This is a genomic window from Micromonospora sp. CNZ296, assembly GCF_007827635.1.
In genome coordinates this window covers 91,627-109,232 of sequence record NZ_VISW01000018.1, presented here as the reverse complement: position 1 = coordinate 109,232, position 17,606 = coordinate 91,627, and the positions used below count along the sequence as shown (strand labels likewise).

Sequence of the window (17,606 nt, the reverse complement as noted above, 5' to 3'; positions counted from 1 at the left end):
GGGCCGGTTATGGTCCCCGCACACTGCGGGCGATCAAGGAGACGGTGTGCGCAGATTCGAGTTCGTGGGCGGCGGTTCGGCCAAGTTCTGGGAGGTCGGGCAGAGCGACGCGACGGTGACGGTCCGCTATGGATCGATCGGCGCGCAGGGCCGCACCCAGGTCAAGGAACTGGGTTCGCCGGCCAAGGCCGCCGCGCACGCCGACCGGCTGATCGCGGAGAAACTGCGCAAGGGGTACGCCGAGACGACCGCCGCGCCCTCCGCCGGGCACACCGGAACGCCCGCCGTCGAGCCGGCTGCGCCGAGCCGCGACCCGGAAGCGGCCGGTGCCGATCCGGCCGCCGCCGGTTCGGCCGGTAGCGTCCCGGCCGGGGCGCCGTCGGCCACATCGCAAGCCGGCGAGCTGCCGGACGAGGACGCGTTCGAGGTTCCGGCCGCCTGGCGGCGGATGCTGGTCCCGCGCTGGGGCGGCACACCCGGCCCGGGCCTGCCGAGCGCCGCGAAGGGCCGCGCCGCCGGCCGCAAGGTGCTGGACTCGGTGGCCGCACCGGTCGCCGCCACCGCACGGGCCACCGACGATCCGGAGCTGGGTCCGGCGCTGCGCGGCTACCTCGACGGCCGGCCCGGTCCGCTGGGCGGGGCCGCGCTGGTGGCGGCAGTGGCCGTGGCGCTCGGCTATCACGCACGCGACCAGCAGGGGGTGGCCCTCGCCGACCTGCTGGCCGCCGATCTCGGCCCGGCCGGAGCGGCGGTCGCCGCGACCGAGCAGATCACCGTGGCGGCCACCGGGTCGGCGTCTCCGCTTTCGCTGGGCCGCGCCGAGGTGAACAAGGCGCACAACTACGGCCACTGGCGCCTGCGTCAGGGGGTGCTACGCCGGGTCCGCGCGCATCTCGCGGCGGCCCGCGAGGCCGACTACGCAGCGGCCCGCGCCGCGCTGGTCCCGTACCGGTCCGGGCCGCTGGCGGCGCGGGCGGTCACCTCGTTCCTGCTGCCGACCGAGCGGGAGTGGGTGGCCCAGGACGTCGCCGACGTGGCGCGCGAGGGGGGTCCGCTGCTCGCGGAACTGCTGCTCGGCGCAGTCGACGACGTGGACGCGATCCACAACCTCGCCGGGCACCTGCAGGTCTACCGGCTGATGTACGACCAGGCGCCGATCGTCACCGCCACCGCGGCTGTCGGGCCGCCGATCGCGCCGGTGCTGGCCGGGTGGTTCGACGACGAACACGTCGGCGCGGACGCGCGGCAGCGGCTGGTGTCGCTGCTGGCCGCCCTGCCCGGTGACGAGCCGATGGCGGCGCTGCTCGACCGGCTGGACCGTAAGTACGTCCCGCCCGCCATGACGGAGATGCTGCGCCGCTTCCCGGTGCGCGGCGTGCGCCTGGTGTCCGCGGCCGCCGAGGGGCGCAGCCCGGCCGCGCGGGAGGCCGCCACCCTGTTGCGCGCGCACGTGCTGGCCAACCCGGCCGCCGTCGAGGCGGCGCTGCCGATGCTTGATCCGGCGCGGCGGGAACGGGTCGAGCGGATCCGCGACGACGCGTCCGCGTTGCCGGTCGCCGCGCCGGACCGGCTGCCGCCGGTGCTGGTGACGCCGCCCTGGACGGTCCGGCGCCCACGAGCCGACCCGCCCGTGGTGGGCGGGTTGAACCGGCCCACCGGGTCCGCGACGGCCTGGCTGCCGGGGGAGCGGGAGCGGTGGGCCGCGATCGTGCCCGGCTGGTCCGGCTGGTGGCGGGGCGACGACCTGAGCGTGTTGGCCGCCGAGGTCGCCGCCGGGCGGGCCGGATCGTACGAGGCGATCCACTTCTTCGTCCGGGCCACCGAGGAGCTGGCCCGGCCGCTGCTGCCGTCCTGGCGGCCCGACGAGTCCTGGGGAGCCGACGAGTGGATGTCCCGCCTCGCCGGCCGGTACGAGCTGGACGCGCTTCCCACCGCGCTGCACCTGGCCCGCACCGCGCCGAAGAGCGTCGGCGAGGTGCTGCTGCCGTACGCCGACGGTGAGGTCGCCGACCTGATGGCCGACTGGCTCGACCGGCTCAAGACGGGCCGCCCGGTCGCCCGCGCCTGGCTGCGGCGGCACCCGGAGTACGCCGTGCGGGCGCTGCTGCCTGCGGCCCTGGGCGAGCCCGGCCCGCGTCGCCGGGCCGCCGAGCGGGCGTTGCGGCTGGTCGCCGCGGAGCACCGTGGTGTGCTCCTCGGTGTGGCCCGGGAGCACGGCGAGGAGGCGCTCGCCGCCGCGACGGCGATGCTCGACGCGGACCCGCTGGCCCAGCTCCCGGCCCGGATGCCGAGCCTGCCGGCGTGGCTGGACCCGGCGGTGCTGCCGCAGGTGCTGCTGCGGGACCGTTCGGCGGCGCTGCCCGCCGACGCGGTCCGTCACCTCTGCACGATGCTCGCCATCTCCGCGCCCGGCGAGCCGTACCCGGGGGTGGAGGTCGTCCGCGCGGCGTGCGACACCGACTCCCTGGCGGAGTTCGCCTGGGCGCTGTTCGAGAGCTGGCAGAGCGCCGGTGCGCCCTCGAAGGACGGCTGGGCGTTCACCGCGCTGGGGCTGCTCGGCGACGACTCGACCGCGCGGCGGCTCGCGCCGCTGGTGCGGGCCTGGCCGGGCGAGAGCCAGCACACCCGGGCGGTGACCGGCCTGGAGGTGCTGGCGCAGATCGGCACCGACGTGGCGCTGATGCACCTCTACGGCATCTCGCAGAAGGTGAAGTTCCGGGGCCTGCGGGAGCAGGCGGCGCGCAAGGTGACCGAGGTCGCCGACGGGCTGGGCCTGACGCCCGAGCAGCTCGGCGACCGCCTGGTGCCCGACCTCGGGCTGGACGCCGACGGCAGCCTCGTCCTCGACTACGGGCCGCGCCGGTTCACAGTCGGCTTCGACGAGCAGCTCAAGCCGTACGTGGTGGACGGCTCCGGCGCCCGCCGCAAGGACCTGCCCAAGCCCGGCGCCCGGGACGACGCCACGCTGGCGCCCGCCGCGCACAAGCGCTTCGCCGGCCTGAAGAAGGACGTGCGCACGCTCGCCGCCGACCAGATCCGCCGCTTCGAGGCGGCCATGGTGACCGGGCGGCGCTGGCCGGCCGCCGACTTCCGCCGCTACTTCCTGTCCCACCCGCTGCTCTGGCACGTCGTCCGCCGGCTGGTCTGGGCCACTGTGGATGACGCCGGTCAGGTGGTCACCGCGTTCCGGGTCGCCGAGGACCGCACGCTCGCCGATGTCGACGACGAGACGTACACGCTGCCGGACGACGCCACTGTCACCATCGCGCACCCGCTGAGCCTCGGCGCGGCGGTGCCGGCCTGGGCGGAGGTGTTCGCCGACTACGAGATCCTCCAGCCGTTCCCGCAGCTCGGCCGCGAGGTGTACCGGCTGGACGCGGCCGAGCGCGCGGAGACGCTGCTGCGGCGGCACGCGGGTGTCACGGTCCCGGCCGGGCGGCTGCTCAGCCTGGAACGGCGGGGCTGGCGGCGCGGCATGCCGCAGGACGCCGGCATCCAGAGCTGGCTGGAGCGCGAGGCCCCCGGCGGCCGGGCCGTGGTGATCGACCTCGACCCCGGCATCGCGGTCGGGGTGGTGGACATGTTCCCGGACCAGAAGATCGAGGCGATCTGGGTGAACGACGTGCCGCGCGGCGACTGGTTCCAGCGCGGCGGCAAGGTCCGCCTCGGCGACCTCGACGACGTCACCCTCTCCGAGGTGCTGCGCGACCTGGCGGAGGTGACCCGGTGACCGCGCTCGATCCGGCCGCCGAGCGGGCCCAGCGTCCCCCGGCCGAGGTGCGGTACGCCGACGAGCTGGCCGTGCTGGCCGCGAACGACAGCGACCCGCGCCCGCCGGGCTGGCGGCTGAGCCTGCGCGCGGCGCGCCGGTTCATCCTCGGCGACCCGGCCGCCGGGGTGCGGCGCAAGTTCGTCGGTGACCCGTCGCTCATCGACCGGGCGCTTGTGGCGCTGGCGACCAGCCGCGGGCTGATGCTCGTCGGCGAGCCGGGCACCGCCAAGTCGCTGCTGTCGGAGCTGCTCGCCGCCGCTGTCAGCGGCGACTCCACGCTGACCATCCAGGGCGGCGCGGCCACCACCGAGGACCAGATCCGCTACTCGTGGAACTACGCGCTGCTGGTCGCCGACGGCCCGTCGCCGCGCGCGCTGGTGCCGGCGCCGCTGCTGCGCGGCATGGCCGAGGGGCGGGTGGTCCGCTTCGAGGAGATCACCCGCTGCCCGCTGGAGGTGCAGGACTGCCTGCTCTCCCCGCTGTCGGACCGGGTGCTCGCCGTTCCGGAGCTGCCGGGCGCCGACGCCATGGTGTTCGCCCGCGAGGGCTTCAACGTGATCGCCACCGCGAACACCAGGGACCGGGGCGTCAACGAGATGAGCGCCGCCCTGAAGCGGCGGTTCAACTTCGAGACCGTCTTCCCGATCCCCGACCTCGGCACCGAGCTGGAACTGGTCGAGGCCGAGGCGGGCGAGTTGCTGCGCCGCTCCGGCGTGACCGCGCCGCCCCGGCGGGATTTGTTGGAGGTGCTGGTCACCACGTTCCGGGAGCTGCGGACCGGCATCACCGAACGCGGCGACGCGATGGAGCGGCTGTCGGCGGTGATGAGCACCGCGGAGGCGGTGTCGGTGGCGCACGCGGTCGGGCTGCGCGGCTGGTTCCTGCGCGGCGAGTCCGGCGACGCCGCCGACCTGGTCGCCTGCCTGGCCGGCACCGCCGCGAAGGACGACGCGGAGGACCTGGCCCGGCTGCGCCGCTACCTGGAGCAGCAGGTGTCCCGCCGCTCCGGCGTGCAGTGGCGGGCGGTGCACGACGCCCGGCACCTGCTGCCCGGGTGAGCGCCACCGAGGCGCCCGGCGGCGTCACGTTCCTCGGCGTCCGGCACCACAGCCCGGCCTGCGCCCGGCTGGTCGCGGCCACGGTGGCGCGGCTGCGCCCGGCGTACGTGCTGGTGGAGGGGCCGGCGGACCTGAACGGGCGGATGGACGAGCTGCTGGGAGACCACGAGCTGCCGATCGCCGTGTTCACCGCGCACCGCGACGGCACCCGGCGGCACGCCTCCTGGAGCCCGTTCTGCGCGTACTCGCCGGAGTGGGTGGCGCTGACCGCCGGGCGGGAGGTGGGCGCGCAGCTGCGCTTCATCGACCTGCCCGCGTGGCATCCAGCGCTGTCCGACCGCGCCAACCGGTACGCCGACGCCGACCAGCGGTACGCCGAGGCGGTGCGCCGGCTGTGCGCCACGCTCGCCGTGGACAACGTGGACGCGCTCTGGGACCACCTGTTCGAGATCGGCCCGGACGACGGGCTGGCCGAGCGGCTGGACACGTACTTCGACGTGCTGCGGGGCGAGTCGGCGGCCGGGGCTGACGACACCGCCCGGGAGGCGTACATGGCCCGCTGGGTACGCGCCGCCCGTCGCCGGGCCGCCGGCCGCCCGGTGCTGGTGGTGACCGGCGGCTTCCACCGTCCCGCCCTGGTCCGGCTGACCGTCGGCCCGGACGGCGCCGATCGGCACGGCACCGGCCCTTACGGCACGGGCCCGGACGGCACCGGACCGGATGAGGACGACTGGCCGGAGGTGCCCGCCCCGGCTCCGGACGCGGTGGCGGGCAGCTACCTCGTGCCGTACTCGTTCCGGCGTCTGGACGCGTTCGTCGGCTACCAGTCCGGGATGCCGTCACCGGCGTACTACCAGCGGGTCTGGGAGGACGGCCCGCGCCGGGCCGCGGAGGCGCTCACCGAGGCGGTGGCGGCCCGGCTGCGTGCCCGGCGGCAGCCCGTCTCCACCGCCGACCTGATCGCCGCCCGGAGCATGGCCGGCGGCCTGGCCCGGCTGCGCGGCCACGCCCACCCGGGCCGGGTCGACGTGCTCGACGGGCTGGTGTCCGCACTGGTCACCGACGCGCTCGACCAGCCGCTGCCGTGGGCGACCCGGGGCACGCTGGCACCAGGTGCCCACCCGGTGGTGGTGGAGATGGTGGCCGCGCTCAGCGGCGACCGGGTGGGCCGCCTGCACCCGGACACGCCGCTGCCGCCGCTCGTGCACGACGTCGACGCCGAGCTGGAACGCCACCGGATCGATCCGCACGAGGCGGCCGAGCTGGACCTGACAGTCGCCGGCGACCTGGCCCGCAGCCGCCTGCTGCACCGGCTGCGGCTGCTCGACGTACCCGGTCACGTCCGCGAACGCGGCCCCCGGGTGGGCGCGGACGCGCTGCTCACCGAACGCTGGTCGCCCGCGCCGTCGGCGGACCGGCTCGCCCGGGTGATCGAGGCGGGCGGGTACGGGCCGACCGTGCTGGACGCCGTCACCGCCCGGATCGAGGAGCGGGTGACGCTGCTCGGCGCGGACGTCGACGCGCTCGCCACGACGCTGTTCGACACCGCGCTGGCCGGGCTGCCCGAGCACTCCACCCGGACGCTCACCGCGATCGCCCGTGCCACCGGCGCGGTCACCGACCTGCGGGCGCTGGGCCGGGCGCTCGCAGTGGCACTGGCGCTGTGGCGGCACGACGGGCTGCTCGGCAGCGCCGGGACCGCCCCGCTGGGCGCGCTGATCACCGCCGCCGTACGCCGGGCGCTCTGGCTCGTCGAGGGCGTGCGCGCCACGGCCGCGCCGGCCGACCCGGGCCGGCTCACCGCGCTCGTGGCGGTCCGGGACGCGGTTCGCCACGCCGGCCCGGCGCTGGGGCTCGACCGGGACGGCGCGCTGGCAGTGGCCGGGCGGGTGGCGGCCGACCCGGCGGCCCCGCCGGACCTGCGCGGCGCGGCGCTGGGTCTGGCCTGGTCGCTGGGGGACGTGCCGGATGCGGCCCGCGCGGTCCGGGCCGTGGCCGCACCGGACACGCTCGGCGACTGGCTGTCCGGGCTGTTCGCGCTGGCCCGGGAGGAGGTGGTCAGCGGCGACGCGGCGCTGCTCACAGTGGTGGACGAACTGCTCGCCGCGATGGGCGCGCACGACTTCCTGGTGGCGCTGCCCGCGCTGAGGCAGGCGTTCGGCTGGTTCCCGCCCCGGGAGCGGGCGGAGGTTGCCCGGCACGTGCAGGCGCTGCACGGCGGCGACGCGCCGCCCGGTGACCTGCTGCGGCTGGACGCCGACCCGCTGCTGGTGGCCGCCGCCCGCGCGGTGGAGGAGCGGGTCGACGCGGTGCTGACCCGGGAAGGGCTGTGGGAGGGGGACCGGACGTGACCGACCCGATGCGGGAACGCTGGCGGCTGGTACTCGGCGACGCCGCGCAGGACAGCCTGGGCGGCCTGTCTGCCGAGGCGGCCGGCCGGGACGCCGCGCTGGACTGGCTCTACGGCAGGGACGCGGAACTCGGCCGCCGCGACGTGCGGCGCGGCGGGTCCGGCCCGTCCGCGCTGACCACTGTGGACTGGCTGGACGGGATCACCCGGCTGTTCCCGAAGGAGACGGTGCAGCGGCTGGAACGCGACGCGGTCGAGCGGTACGGCATCCACGAGGTCGTCACCGACCCGGCGGTGCTGGCCCGGGTCGAGCCGAACCCGGCGCTGCTGCGCGCGGTGCTGCGCACCAAGCACCTGATGGACCCGCAGGTGCTGCGGCTGGCCCGCAAGCTGGTCGAGTCGGTGGTGCGGCAACTGGTCGAGCGGCTGGCAGGGGAGGTGCGGCAGTCGTTCTCCGGGCCCCGGGCGCGCCGCCCCAGCCGTTTCCGGCAGGCCCGCAACTTCGACGTACGCCGGACCATCCGGGCGAACCTGGCGCACTGGCGGCCGGACGAGCGCCGGCTGCACGTCCGGCAGCCGCACTTCTTCTCCCGTACCCGCCGTCACCTGGACCGCTGGCAGGTGATCCTGCTGGTGGACCAGTCCGGCTCGATGCTCGGCTCGGTGATCCACGCCGCGGTCACCGCCGCCTGCCTGTGGGGGCTGCCCGGCGTGCGGACCCACCTGGTCGCGTTCGACACCGACGTGGTCGACCTGACCTCCGACGTGGACGACCCGGTGGAGCTGCTGATGAAGGTGCAGCTCGGTGGCGGTACCGACATCGCCCGCGCGGTCGCGTACGGCGCGCAGCTCGTGGAGAACCCGCGCCGGTCGATAGTCGCGCTGGTGTCCGACTTCTACGAGGGCGGCGACGCCGGACGTCTGGTCCGGTCGGTGAAGCAACTCGTGGAGCAGGGCACGCACGTGCTCGCGCTCGCCGCGCTGGACGAGGAGGCCGACCCGGCGTACGACCGGGCCACCGCCCAGCGGCTGGCCGACGTGGGCGCGGCGGTCGGCGCGATGACGCCGGGCGAGCTGGCCGCGTTCGTGGCCGAGCACGTGGGCCGGTAGGGGGACCGGATGATCCGTGACGACCTGATCGCGCTCACCCCGGACGTGCTGGCCGCGCTGAGCAACAGGGGCCTGGTGAAGCGCGCCACGAAGGAGGTCGACGCCGGTGAGCGGCCCGCGCTCACCGAGGACGCCGACGGCGCGGTGCGTGCCGCGTACCCGGACGGGGTGACTGTGACGCTGCCCGTGGGCGGCGGCCTGGCGGCCGGGATCTGCTCCTGCCCGGCGCCCGGCGTGTGCCGGCACCTGCTCGCCGTCGTGCTGACCTACCAGCGCACGCACGCCGACGCCCCGGACGGGGAGGCCGCACCGGACGGGGAGGCCGCACCGGACACGGATGCCGCGCCGGGCCGGCACGCCGATCCAGGCGGGCAGGCTCCGGGCCCCGGCGCGTCGCGGGACCAGGAGGCTGTGCCGGGCAATGCGGCCGGGCCGGGCCGGGTCGCGGCGCCGGGCCGGGAGGGCGCCGCAGCCGGGAGCGAGCCGTGGCGGTGGTCGCCGGGTGACGTCACCGACGAGGAACTGGCCGCCGCGATCGGCGCGCCGGCGCTCACCGCCGCGCGACGACGGCTGCGGCGCGGCTACGCCGCTGTGGTCCACCGGCCGGACGCCGCCGACCCGGTCCCGCGTGTGGAGCTGCCCACCGGCACGGTCCGGTTCCTGGTGCCCCGCCAGATCGGGTACGCGCGCGGCGACGCGGCCGACGACGGCGGTGAGGCGATCGCGCTCGCCGTGTGGGCGTGCCGGGCGGCCGACCGGGAACACCCGGACCGTCCGGAGGCGCAGGTACGCGTCGGCGGAACCGCCACCGTCACGGAGCATCCGACGCTGGACGCGGCGGTGGCGCTGGCCGCCGACGTGCTGCTGACCGGGGCCGCGCACCTGGGCTCCGGCGTGGACGCCCGGCTGGCGGCGACCCGGCGTGACCTCGACGCGGCCGGTCTGCGCTGGCCGCTGCTCGCCGTCGAGGACCTGGCCGGGCAACTGGAGGCGTACGCCGCGCGTGGCGCCCGGTACCAGCCGGAGACGTTCGCCGACCTGCTCGCCGAGTTGCCCGCGCGGCGGCGCGCGGTGGTGAACGCGGGCGCCACCCCGGTGGAGCGTGTGCTGGGCACCCACGAGCCGGCGGAGACGCCGCTGCGGCGGGTACGGCTGACCGGCCTCGGTGCCCGGGTCCGGTGCAGTGGAGGCGAGGTGGGCGTGGACGTGGTGCTCGCCCACCCGGCGGCCGTCTCGGTGCTGGTGCTGCGCCGCGCCTACCCGGTCACCGAGGACGGCCCGCCCACCGGGCACGAGCTGGCCGGGCGGCGCGTCACCGGCGCCACGCTCGGCGCGCTCGCCACCGGCAACGTGGTCTCCGAGTCGGCGGTGCGCAGCGCCGCGCACCGGCTCCGGATCGCCGCCGGCCGGCTGGCCCGCACCACGGTCACCCCCGGCGCGGGGGAGTGGTCCGGCCTGCCGCCCGGCCTGCTCGCCCGCGACCCGGACGCGCTCGCCGCGGAGCTGGCCGGGCGGCCACCCCGGCTGCTGCGCCCCCGCACCGCCGCCGAGTCGGTGCGGGTGCTCGCGCTCGGCGAGGTGCGCGCCATCGGGTACGCGGCCGGCGAGCAACGCCTGCACGCCACGGTGACCGGGGCCGACGGCGGCACGGCGACCGTCACCGCGACCCACCACGCCGCCGCCCCTGGTGCACTCGACGCGCTCGCGGCGGCGCTGGACGGCACACACGGGCCGCCGCGCTACGTCAGCGGGACGGTCCGCCGGGGCGCCGACGGGCTCGTCGTCGAGCCGCTGGCGGTGGTCGCCGACGCGGTGGTCGTACCCGACCTGGCGCCTGGGGTGGGCGACGGCCGGCTGACCGGCGCGGTCGACGCCCGGCCCGACCCGGTCGCCGCGGCGCTCGGTACGGCGTCGGCGCTGCTCGCCCAGGCCGCGCACACCGGCCTGCGGCACCTGCCGGTGGGCTTCCCCGACCGGCTGCGCGCGACGGCCGCCGCGCTCGGCGGAGTCGGCCTGGACCGCTGCGGCGCGGCCCTGTCCGGCCTGGCCGGGACGCTCGGCGCCGACCCCGGCGAACCGGCGGTACGGGCCTGGGTGGACGCCTGGATCCGGCTGTCGGTGACGGCGGAGTCCCGGTGAGCCGGTCCCCACGGCCGGGCCGGATCGCTACGGTGTGACGGTGGCGACCACGGCGGCGCAGGAGATCCAGGTGGGGGAGCGGCTGGTCCGCGTCTCCAGCCCCGACAAGCCCTACTTCCCGGAGCGCGGGCTGACCAAGCTGGACGTGGTCAGCTACTTCCTGTCCGTCGGCGACGGCATCCTGCGCGCGCTGCGGGACCGGCCGACCATGCTGGAACGCTGGCCGCGCGGCGTGTTCGAGGGCGCGAAGGTCGCCACCCGGCAGACCAACAAGGGCGACGCGTTCTACCAGAAGCGGCTCCCGGCCGGTGCGCCCGACTGGGTCCGCACCGCGCACATCACGTTCCCCAGTGGCCGTACCGCCGACGAGGTCGCCCCGAGCGAGCTGGCGGTGGTGATCTGGGCGGCCAACCTGGGCACGCTGCGGTTCCACCCGTGGCCGGTGTCGAAGGACGACGTGGAACACCCCGACCAGCTGCGCATCGACCTCGACCCGATGCCGGGCGTGGACTTCGCGCAGGTGGTGCCGGTGGCGCACGAGGTGCGCGCGTACCTCACCGAGCTGGGCCTGGAGGGCTTCCCGAAGACCACCGGCGGGCGCGGCATCCACGTCTACGTCTCGATCGAGCCGCGCTGGAGCTTCGGCGAGTGCCGACGGGCGGTCCTGGCGCTGGGCCGGGAGATGCAGCGCCGCCTGCCCGACCTGGTCACCACCACCTGGTGGCGCGACCAGCGGGACCGGCCGGTCTTCGTCGACTACAACCAGATGGCCCGTGACCACACCATGACGTCGGCGTACTCGATCCGGCCGACGCCCGCGGCGCTGGTCTCGGCACCGCTGGATTGGTCCGAGCTGGACGACGCCCGCCCGGAGGACTTCGACGTGCTCAGCATGCCCGCGCGGTTCGCCGAGCTTGGCGACCCGCACGCCGGGCTGGACGGGCGGCGGTACTCGCTGGAAACGCTGTTGGAGCGGGCCGACGCGGAAGGGCTGGAGTCGCCGCCGGAACGCTGAGGCGGTCAGTCCCAGGGGCTCTGCGTGCCGTCGAACTCCTCGAACACCAGCCAGGTACGCGTGGACAGCACCCCGGCGATGCTCTGCACCCGGTCCAGCACCACGTCCCGCAACGTCGCGTTGTCCGGCGCCCGGACCAGCGCGAGGACGTCGTGCTCGCCGCTGAGCAACGCCGCGTGCTCGATGTAGCGCACCCGGGCCAGCTCGGCGGAGACCTCCCGCCAGGTGTTCTGCTCGATGGTGAGCGCGATGTACGCCGACGTGCCCAGCCCGGCCGGCTCCGGCGCGACCCGCGCCGTGAACCCGGTCAGCACCCCGTCGCGCAGCAGCCGCTCCACCCGGGCGTACGCGTTGGTGCGGGAGACGTGCACCCGTTCGGCGAGCGTACGGATGGACGTCCGGGCGTCGCGGACCAGCTCGCGCAGGATCCGCCGATCCACCTCGTCGAGCGGCCCGGCCGAACGTCCCGTTCCGCCCGCCGCGCCCGGTGTGGCGCCGGTCTCCTGGCTCACCTCAGCCGCCCTCCTGTGCCATTCGTCCCGCGTTCATCCCGGATGTTGAGTCAATCATCCACGACCGGGAGCATAGGGCCACCACACGTCCAGGAGGTCCCCGCCGTGACGACCACACCCCAGGCGGTCCGCAGGGCATCCCCGCGCACCCGCCGGAAGTCCACCCCGGCCGCACCCGACCCGTCGGCCGGCTTCATGCCGCAGCGGGAACCGGTCCGGCTGCTCGAACCCGACGGGACCCCGCTGCCGGCCCGCGACGACTACCCGGAGCCGTCGGTCGAGACGCTGCGCGAGATGTACCGGCGGATGGTCGTCGGCCGCCGCTTCGACGTGCAGGCCACCGCGCTCACCAAGCAGGGCCGCCTCGCCGTCTACCCGTCCGCCCGCGGCCAGGAGGCGTGCCAGATCGGCGGCGTCCTCGCGCTGCGCGACACCGACTGGGTGTTCCCCACCTACCGCGAGTCGATGGCACTGACCGCGCGCGGCCTCGACCCGGTCGAGGTGCTCACGCTGCTGCGCGGCGACTGGCACTGCGGGTACGACCCCGCCGCCACCCACACCGCGCCGCAGTGCACCCCGCTCGCCACCCAGTGCGTGCACGCCGCCGGGCTGGCCTACGGCGAGTCGTACCAGGGGCGTGACACAGTGGCGCTGGCATTCATCGGCGACGGCGCCACCAGCGAGGGCGACTTCCACGAGGGCATCAACTTCGCCGCCGTGTTCAAGGCGCCCGTCGTCTACCTGGTGCAGAACAACAAGTACGCGATCAGCGTGCCGCTGTCCCGGCAGACCGCCGCGCCGAGCCTCGCCTACAAGGGCGTCGGCTACGGCGTACCCAGCGAGCAGGTCGACGGCAACGACCCGGTGGCAGTGCTGGCGGTGCTGGAGCGCGCCGTCGCGCACGCCCGCGCCGGCAAGGGCCCCTACCTGGTCGAGGCCCACACGTACCGGATGGAACCGCACACCAACGCCGACGACCAGACCCGCTACCGCGACGCCGACGAGGTCGAGGCGTGGCGCGACCGCGACCCGATCGCCCGGCTCGAGGCGTACCTGCGGTCCAGGGGCGTCCTCGACGACGCCGCCGTCGCGGCCATCGCGGCAGAGGCCGAGGAGTACGCCGCCGCGCTGCGCCGCCGGATGGACGCCCAGCCGACGGTGGACCCGCTGAGCCTGTTCGACCACGTGTACGCCGAGCCGACGCCGCAACTCGCCGAGCAGCGCGAGATGGTCCGGGCCGAGCTGGCCGCCGACGCGGAGGGGGACGCCTGATGGCCACCATGACCATGGCGAAGGCGCTCAACGCCGCGCTCGCCGACGCGATGCTCGACGACGACCGCGTGCTCGTCTTCGGTGAGGACGTCGGCCAGCTCGGCGGCGTCTTCCGGATCACCGACGGGCTTCAGGCCCGCTTCGGCGACAAGCGCTGCTTCGACACCCCGCTCGCCGAGGCCGGCATCGTCGGGTTCGCCGTCGGCCTCGCCATGTCCGGGCTGCGGCCGGTCGTCGAGATGCAGTTCGACGCGTTCGCGTACCCGGCGTTCGAGCAGATCGCCTCGCACGTGGCGAAGCTGCGCAACCGCACCCGCGGCGCGCTGAGCGTGCCGATCGTCATCCGGGTGCCGTACGCCGGCGGCATCGGCGGCGTGGAGCACCACTGCGACTCGTCCGAGGCGTACTACGCGCACACCCCCGGCCTGAAGGTGGTCACGCCCGCGACGGTGGACGACGCGTACTCGCTGCTGCGCGCCGCCATCGACGACCCCGACCCGGTGGTCTTCCTGGAGCCCAAGAAGCTCTACTTCACCAGCGCAGAGGCGGATCTGCCGGCCCGTACCGCGCCGATCGGCACCGCCGTGGTCCGCCGCCCCGGTACCGACGCCACGCTGATCGCGTACGGCCCGGCCGTGCCTGTCGCGCTCGCCGCCGCCGAGGCCGCCCGCGAGGAGGGCTGGGACCTGGAGGTCGTCGACGTCCGCAGCATCGTGCCGTTCGACGACGCCACCGTCACCGCCTCGGTCCGCCGTACCGGCCGGTGCGTGGTGATCCAGGAGGCGCAGGGCTTCGCCGGTGTCGGCGCGGAGATCGCCGCGCGGGTGCAGGAGCGTTGCTTCCACGCCCTGCACGCCCCGGTGCTGCGTGTGTCCGGCCTGGACATCCCGTACCCGGCGCCGATGCTGGAGCACACCCACCTGCCCTCGGTCGACCGGGTGCTGGACACCGTGGCCCGGCTCCAGTGGGACGACCAGCCGGACACAAGGTGGGTGGCGGCATGACCGAACGCACCGAGCGGAGCGAGGGCCGTGAGGGCATGCCCGGCCGGTACAGCATGACCACGGCTGTGGGGAACCGGGACTTCCTTCTGCCGGACCTCGGGGAAGGGCTGAGCGAGGCGGAGATCGTCGAGTGGCGGGTCGCAGTCGGCGACGTGGTCACAGTGGACCAGACGGTGGTCGAGGTGGAGACCGCCAAGGCCGTGGTCGACGTGCCGTGCCCGTACGCCGGCCGGGTCGTGGCCCTGCACGGCGCGGCCGGTGAGGTACGCCCGGTGGGCCAGCCGCTGATCACCATCGCCCCGCTCGACGACGCCCCCGATCCGCACGCCACCTACCGCGAGGAGGAGCGGGCCGGTTCCGGCAACGTCCTGATCGGCTACGGCACCGGCCACGGCGGCACGGGTCGGCGGCGGCGCCGTCCGCGGCTGGCGCTGGCCCCCGAGCCCGGTACGCCGGTCACGGCGGACCTGGCGTCCGGTCCGGCGGCCGGCTCTCCGGCTCCGGCGGGCTCACAGGCGCCAGCGGGCTCTCCGGTTCCGGCCGGCCCGGTTCTGGCCGGTTCATCGCGTCCGGCGGGCTCGGTTTCGGCTGGCTTGTCGGCTCCGAACGGCACGGCCGCCTCGGCGGACCGCACGGCTGCGCCGGAACCGACCGGCGTGCAATCGGCGCCGCTCGTCATCTCGCCGATCGTGCGGCGGCTGGCCAAGGAGCACGGCATCGACCTGGCGTCGCTGCGCGGAACCGGGCCGGGCGGCGTGATCCGCCGGGCCGACCTTGACGCCGCCGTGGCCGCGCCCGCTGCTCCGGCGGCCCGGCTGGCAGCGGTGCCGGACGCCCCGGCCGCGCACGTCGGGCTCGCCCCGGCCGGCGACGGCGACACTGTCATCCCGCTCACCGGCATCCGCAAGGTGATCGCCGACAAGCTCTCCCGCAGCCGGCGGGAGATCCCCGAGGTGACCATCTGGGTCGACGTGGACGCCACCGGCCTGCTGGAGACGCGCGCCGCGATCAACGCGGCCACCCCTGACACGCCGGTGAGCATCCTGGCGCTGCTGGCCCGGATCTGCCTCAGCGGCCTGCGGAAGTTCCCGCAGCTCAACGCGCACGTCGACACCGAGGGCCAGCGGATCGTCCAGTCCGCGGGCGTACACCTGGGCATCGCCGCGCAGACCGACCGGGGCCTGGTCGTGCCGGTGCTGCGCGACGCGCAGCGGCTCACCACCCGGGAGCTGGCCGCCGCACTCGCCGAGACCACTGCGGCGGCCCGGGCCGGCACGCTGCCGCCGGCACGGTTGACCGGTGGGACGTTCACGCTCAACAACTACGGCGTGTTCGGCGTGGACGGCTCCACGCCGATCATCAACCACCCGGAGGCGGCGCTGCTCGGCGTCGGCCGGATCGTGGACAAGCCGTGGGTGGTGGACGGGCAGCTCGCCGTCCGCAAGGTGACCCAGATCAGCCTCACCTTCGACCACCGCGTCTGCGACGGTGGCGTGGCCGGCGGCTTCCTGCGCCACGTCGCCGACTGCGTCGAGCAGCCCGCCCTCTTGGTCGCCAACGTCTGACCCCGCCCTCCCGGCCCCGGCCCTCCCCACGGAGAGCCGGGGCCGCTTCCGTCCCCGCCGCCCGCCCGCTCGCGATCTTGCACTTGCGGCCCGCGGTGTGCCCGATTCGCACCCTTCTCCAGGGCCGAAACTGCAAGATCGCGCGGCAGTGGTGCGGGTGGCGCGGCGGCAGTGGTGCGGGCGGCGCGGCGGCGGTGCGGGTGGCGCGGACGAGAGCCGGGCTCGGCCGGCCTGCGGCGTCCAGCGCCGCCCTTGCGAGATCGTTGTTCCGACGGGTGGGACCGGTCGAGATCTTGGTACGAAAGTGCCCCTATGGGGGCCGTTTCGTACCAAGATCTCGCTCTGCGCCCGGCGGTGGGTGAGGGGGTGGGGAACCGGGCGGAGGGCGCGTGGGGCGCAACCGGGGACGGGAATTGCCTGTCCGGCACAATTCGCACAGCTGTTTCCGAGCAATTCCGCCGAAGGTGCCACGGCGCGATCCCAGGCCTACAGAATGTGGGCGAGAGGGTTCGGAAATGGGGGGCGAAATATGTTTGCGAGGCGCCGACTGACGCTTTTCGCGATGACCGTCGCAGCCGCGCCGCTGGCGGTCGGCGCGTGTACCGCCGGCCCGAAGTCGGTGACGAAGCGGGCCGAGGCCGCGCCGCCGTCGGTCGCCGTGACGCCGGCCGACCGCACCCGGGACGTGCCGATCAGCGCGGAGGTGGGGACGAAGGTCAGCAACGGCAAGGTGACAGCCGTCAAGCTGACCGACGACAAGGGCAACGCGGTGCCGGCCCAGCCGCGTGAGGACGGCTCCGGCTGGGTGCCGGACCGGCCGCTCGCCAATTCCCGGACGTACACCGCGGAGGTGACCGCGACCGGCGATTCGGGCAGGACCGCCACGCAGAAGACGACGTTCACGACAATGGCCAAATCCACCAAACCGGCAGTCACCAGCGAATTGTATTTCCGGCCGAATCAGACGTACGGGACGGCGATGCCGGTCGTGCTCGGATTCGACCCGCCGATCCCGAAGGAGGCGCGCGCGGACGTCCAGCGCCGGCTGTTCGTGAAGACCGACCCGCCGCAGCCGGGCACCTGGTCGTGGGTGGCCGACGGCAAGCAGGCCGAGTACCGGGCGCCGGACCGGTGGAAGCCGGGCACGAAGATCAGCGTGCGCAGCGCGTTGCAGGGTCTGCCCATCGGCAAGGAGGCGATCGGCGACTCCGACCGGGTCGCGAGCGCCAAGGTCGGCCGGCAGGTGACGCTCGACATCGACAACGAGGCCAAGCAGATGACCGTCTACCAGGACGGCAAGGTGGTCAAGAGGATCCCGGTCAGCCTCGGCAAGCCGAGCACGCCGACGTCGAGCGGCAACATGGTGATCATGGAGAAGCACGAGCACACCACGTTCGACACCCGCGGTGAGCCCAACGGTGGCTACGTGGTCGACGTGGACGACGCCCAGCGGCTGACCTGGGGCGGCGAGTTCATCCACTCGGCGCCGTGGTCGGAGGGCGACCAGGGCAGCACGAACGTCTCGCACGGCTGCACCAACGTCTCGGCCACCGCCGCGGACTGGCTGATGGGCTTCACGCAGGTCGGTGACCTGGTGACGGTCAAGGGCACCGAGGTGAAGCTCGACCAGGGCAACGGATTCACCGCCTGGAACGTCGGCTGGGACGAGTTCGCCAAGGGCAGCGCGCTGCCCGTACCGGCGGGGCTGAAGCCCACGCAGAGCGCCACGCCGCACCCGGGCGCGGTGGCCGGCGGGTCGTCACCGGCCCCGGCCCCCTCGCGGAGCAACAGCGGCGGCTGAACCTGGGG

Annotated in this window: 11 protein-coding genes; 10 read left to right on the top strand and 1 reads right to left on the bottom strand. The window is 75.3% G+C overall.

Annotation, left to right across the window (positions count from 1 at the left end; all coding sequences use genetic code 11):
- Nucleotides 1-46: 46 nt before the first annotated feature.
- Genes FB455_RS26385 through FB455_RS26360 form a run of 6 tightly spaced genes read left to right on the top strand, consistent with a single transcriptional unit; the run spans nucleotide 47 to nucleotide 11,444 of the window.
- Nucleotides 47-3,730, top strand: a complete 3,684-nt coding sequence (locus FB455_RS26385) for a DUF4132 domain-containing protein (RefSeq protein WP_145755156.1) — start codon at nucleotides 47-49, stop codon at nucleotides 3,728-3,730.
- Nucleotides 3,727-4,830: an ATP-binding protein gene (locus FB455_RS26380; RefSeq protein ID WP_145755155.1), complete on the top strand. Its 1,104-nt coding sequence runs from the start codon at nucleotides 3,727-3,729 to the stop codon at nucleotides 4,828-4,830. Before FB455_RS26385 ends, FB455_RS26380 begins: the two co-directional genes overlap by 4 nt.
- Nucleotides 4,827-7,181 (top strand): DUF5682 family protein, encoded by a 2,355-nt coding sequence (locus FB455_RS26375; protein WP_145755154.1) that lies wholly within the window; start codon nucleotides 4,827-4,829, stop codon nucleotides 7,179-7,181. Before FB455_RS26380 ends, FB455_RS26375 begins: the two co-directional genes overlap by 4 nt.
- Complete coding sequence (locus FB455_RS26370) at nucleotides 7,178-8,290, top strand: VWA domain-containing protein (RefSeq protein ID WP_145755153.1); 1,113 nt, start codon at nucleotides 7,178-7,180, stop codon at nucleotides 8,288-8,290. Before FB455_RS26375 ends, FB455_RS26370 begins: the two co-directional genes overlap by 4 nt.
- A gap of 9 nt (nucleotides 8,291-8,299) precedes the next feature.
- Nucleotides 8,300-10,429, top strand: a complete 2,130-nt coding sequence (locus tag FB455_RS26365; RefSeq protein ID WP_145755152.1) for a hypothetical protein — start codon at nucleotides 8,300-8,302, stop codon at nucleotides 10,427-10,429.
- Between the two features lie 34 nt (nucleotides 10,430-10,463).
- Nucleotides 10,464-11,444: a non-homologous end-joining DNA ligase LigD gene (locus tag FB455_RS26360; protein WP_145755151.1), complete on the top strand. Its 981-nt coding sequence runs from the start codon at nucleotides 10,464-10,466 to the stop codon at nucleotides 11,442-11,444.
- Between the two features lie 5 nt (nucleotides 11,445-11,449).
- Here FB455_RS26360 and FB455_RS26355 read toward each other — a convergent pair whose 3' ends face one another.
- Entirely contained in the window at nucleotides 11,450-11,956 is a 507-nt protein-coding gene (locus FB455_RS26355; protein WP_013286599.1) for an Lrp/AsnC family transcriptional regulator, read from the bottom strand.
- Nucleotides 11,957-12,028: 72 nt separating this feature from the next.
- Here FB455_RS26355 and pdhA point away from each other — a divergent pair, with 72 nt between their 5' ends.
- The 4 genes from pdhA (at nucleotide 12,029) to FB455_RS26335 (ending at nucleotide 17,598) form a co-directional block, all read left to right on the top strand.
- The gene (gene pdhA, locus FB455_RS26350) at nucleotides 12,029-13,228 is read left to right on the top strand and encodes a pyruvate dehydrogenase (acetyl-transferring) E1 component subunit alpha (RefSeq protein WP_186466437.1); all 1,200 of its coding nucleotides are present in this window, start codon (nucleotides 12,029-12,031) and stop codon (nucleotides 13,226-13,228) included.
- The gene (locus FB455_RS26345) at nucleotides 13,228-14,232 is read left to right on the top strand and encodes an alpha-ketoacid dehydrogenase subunit beta (RefSeq protein WP_013476595.1); all 1,005 of its coding nucleotides are present in this window, start codon (nucleotides 13,228-13,230) and stop codon (nucleotides 14,230-14,232) included. Before pdhA ends, FB455_RS26345 begins: the two co-directional genes overlap by 1 nt.
- A gap of 53 nt (nucleotides 14,233-14,285) precedes the next feature.
- Nucleotides 14,286-15,797, top strand: a complete 1,512-nt coding sequence (locus FB455_RS26340; RefSeq protein WP_145755169.1) for a 2-oxo acid dehydrogenase subunit E2 — start codon at nucleotides 14,286-14,288, stop codon at nucleotides 15,795-15,797.
- A 529-nt stretch (nucleotides 15,798-16,326) separates the two neighbouring features.
- The gene (locus FB455_RS26335; protein ID WP_030272561.1) at nucleotides 16,327-17,598 is read left to right on the top strand and encodes a L,D-transpeptidase; all 1,272 of its coding nucleotides are present in this window, start codon (nucleotides 16,327-16,329) and stop codon (nucleotides 17,596-17,598) included.
- Nucleotides 17,599-17,606 lie beyond the last annotated feature (8 nt).

What these genes read in the sequence shown, in the direction of transcription:
- FB455_RS26335 (WP_030272561.1), top strand. Translation starts at nt 16,327, where the DNA reads ATGTTTGCGAGGCGCCGACTGACGCTTTTCGCGATGACCGTCGCAGCC.
- FB455_RS26345 (WP_013476595.1), top strand. Translation starts at nt 13,228, where the DNA reads ATGGCCACCATGACCATGGCGAAGGCGCTCAACGCCGCGCTCGCCGAC.
- FB455_RS26340 (WP_145755169.1), top strand. Translation starts at nt 14,286, where the DNA reads ATGACCACGGCTGTGGGGAACCGGGACTTCCTTCTGCCGGACCTCGGG.
- FB455_RS26365 (WP_145755152.1), top strand. Translation starts at nt 8,300, where the DNA reads ATGATCCGTGACGACCTGATCGCGCTCACCCCGGACGTGCTGGCCGCG.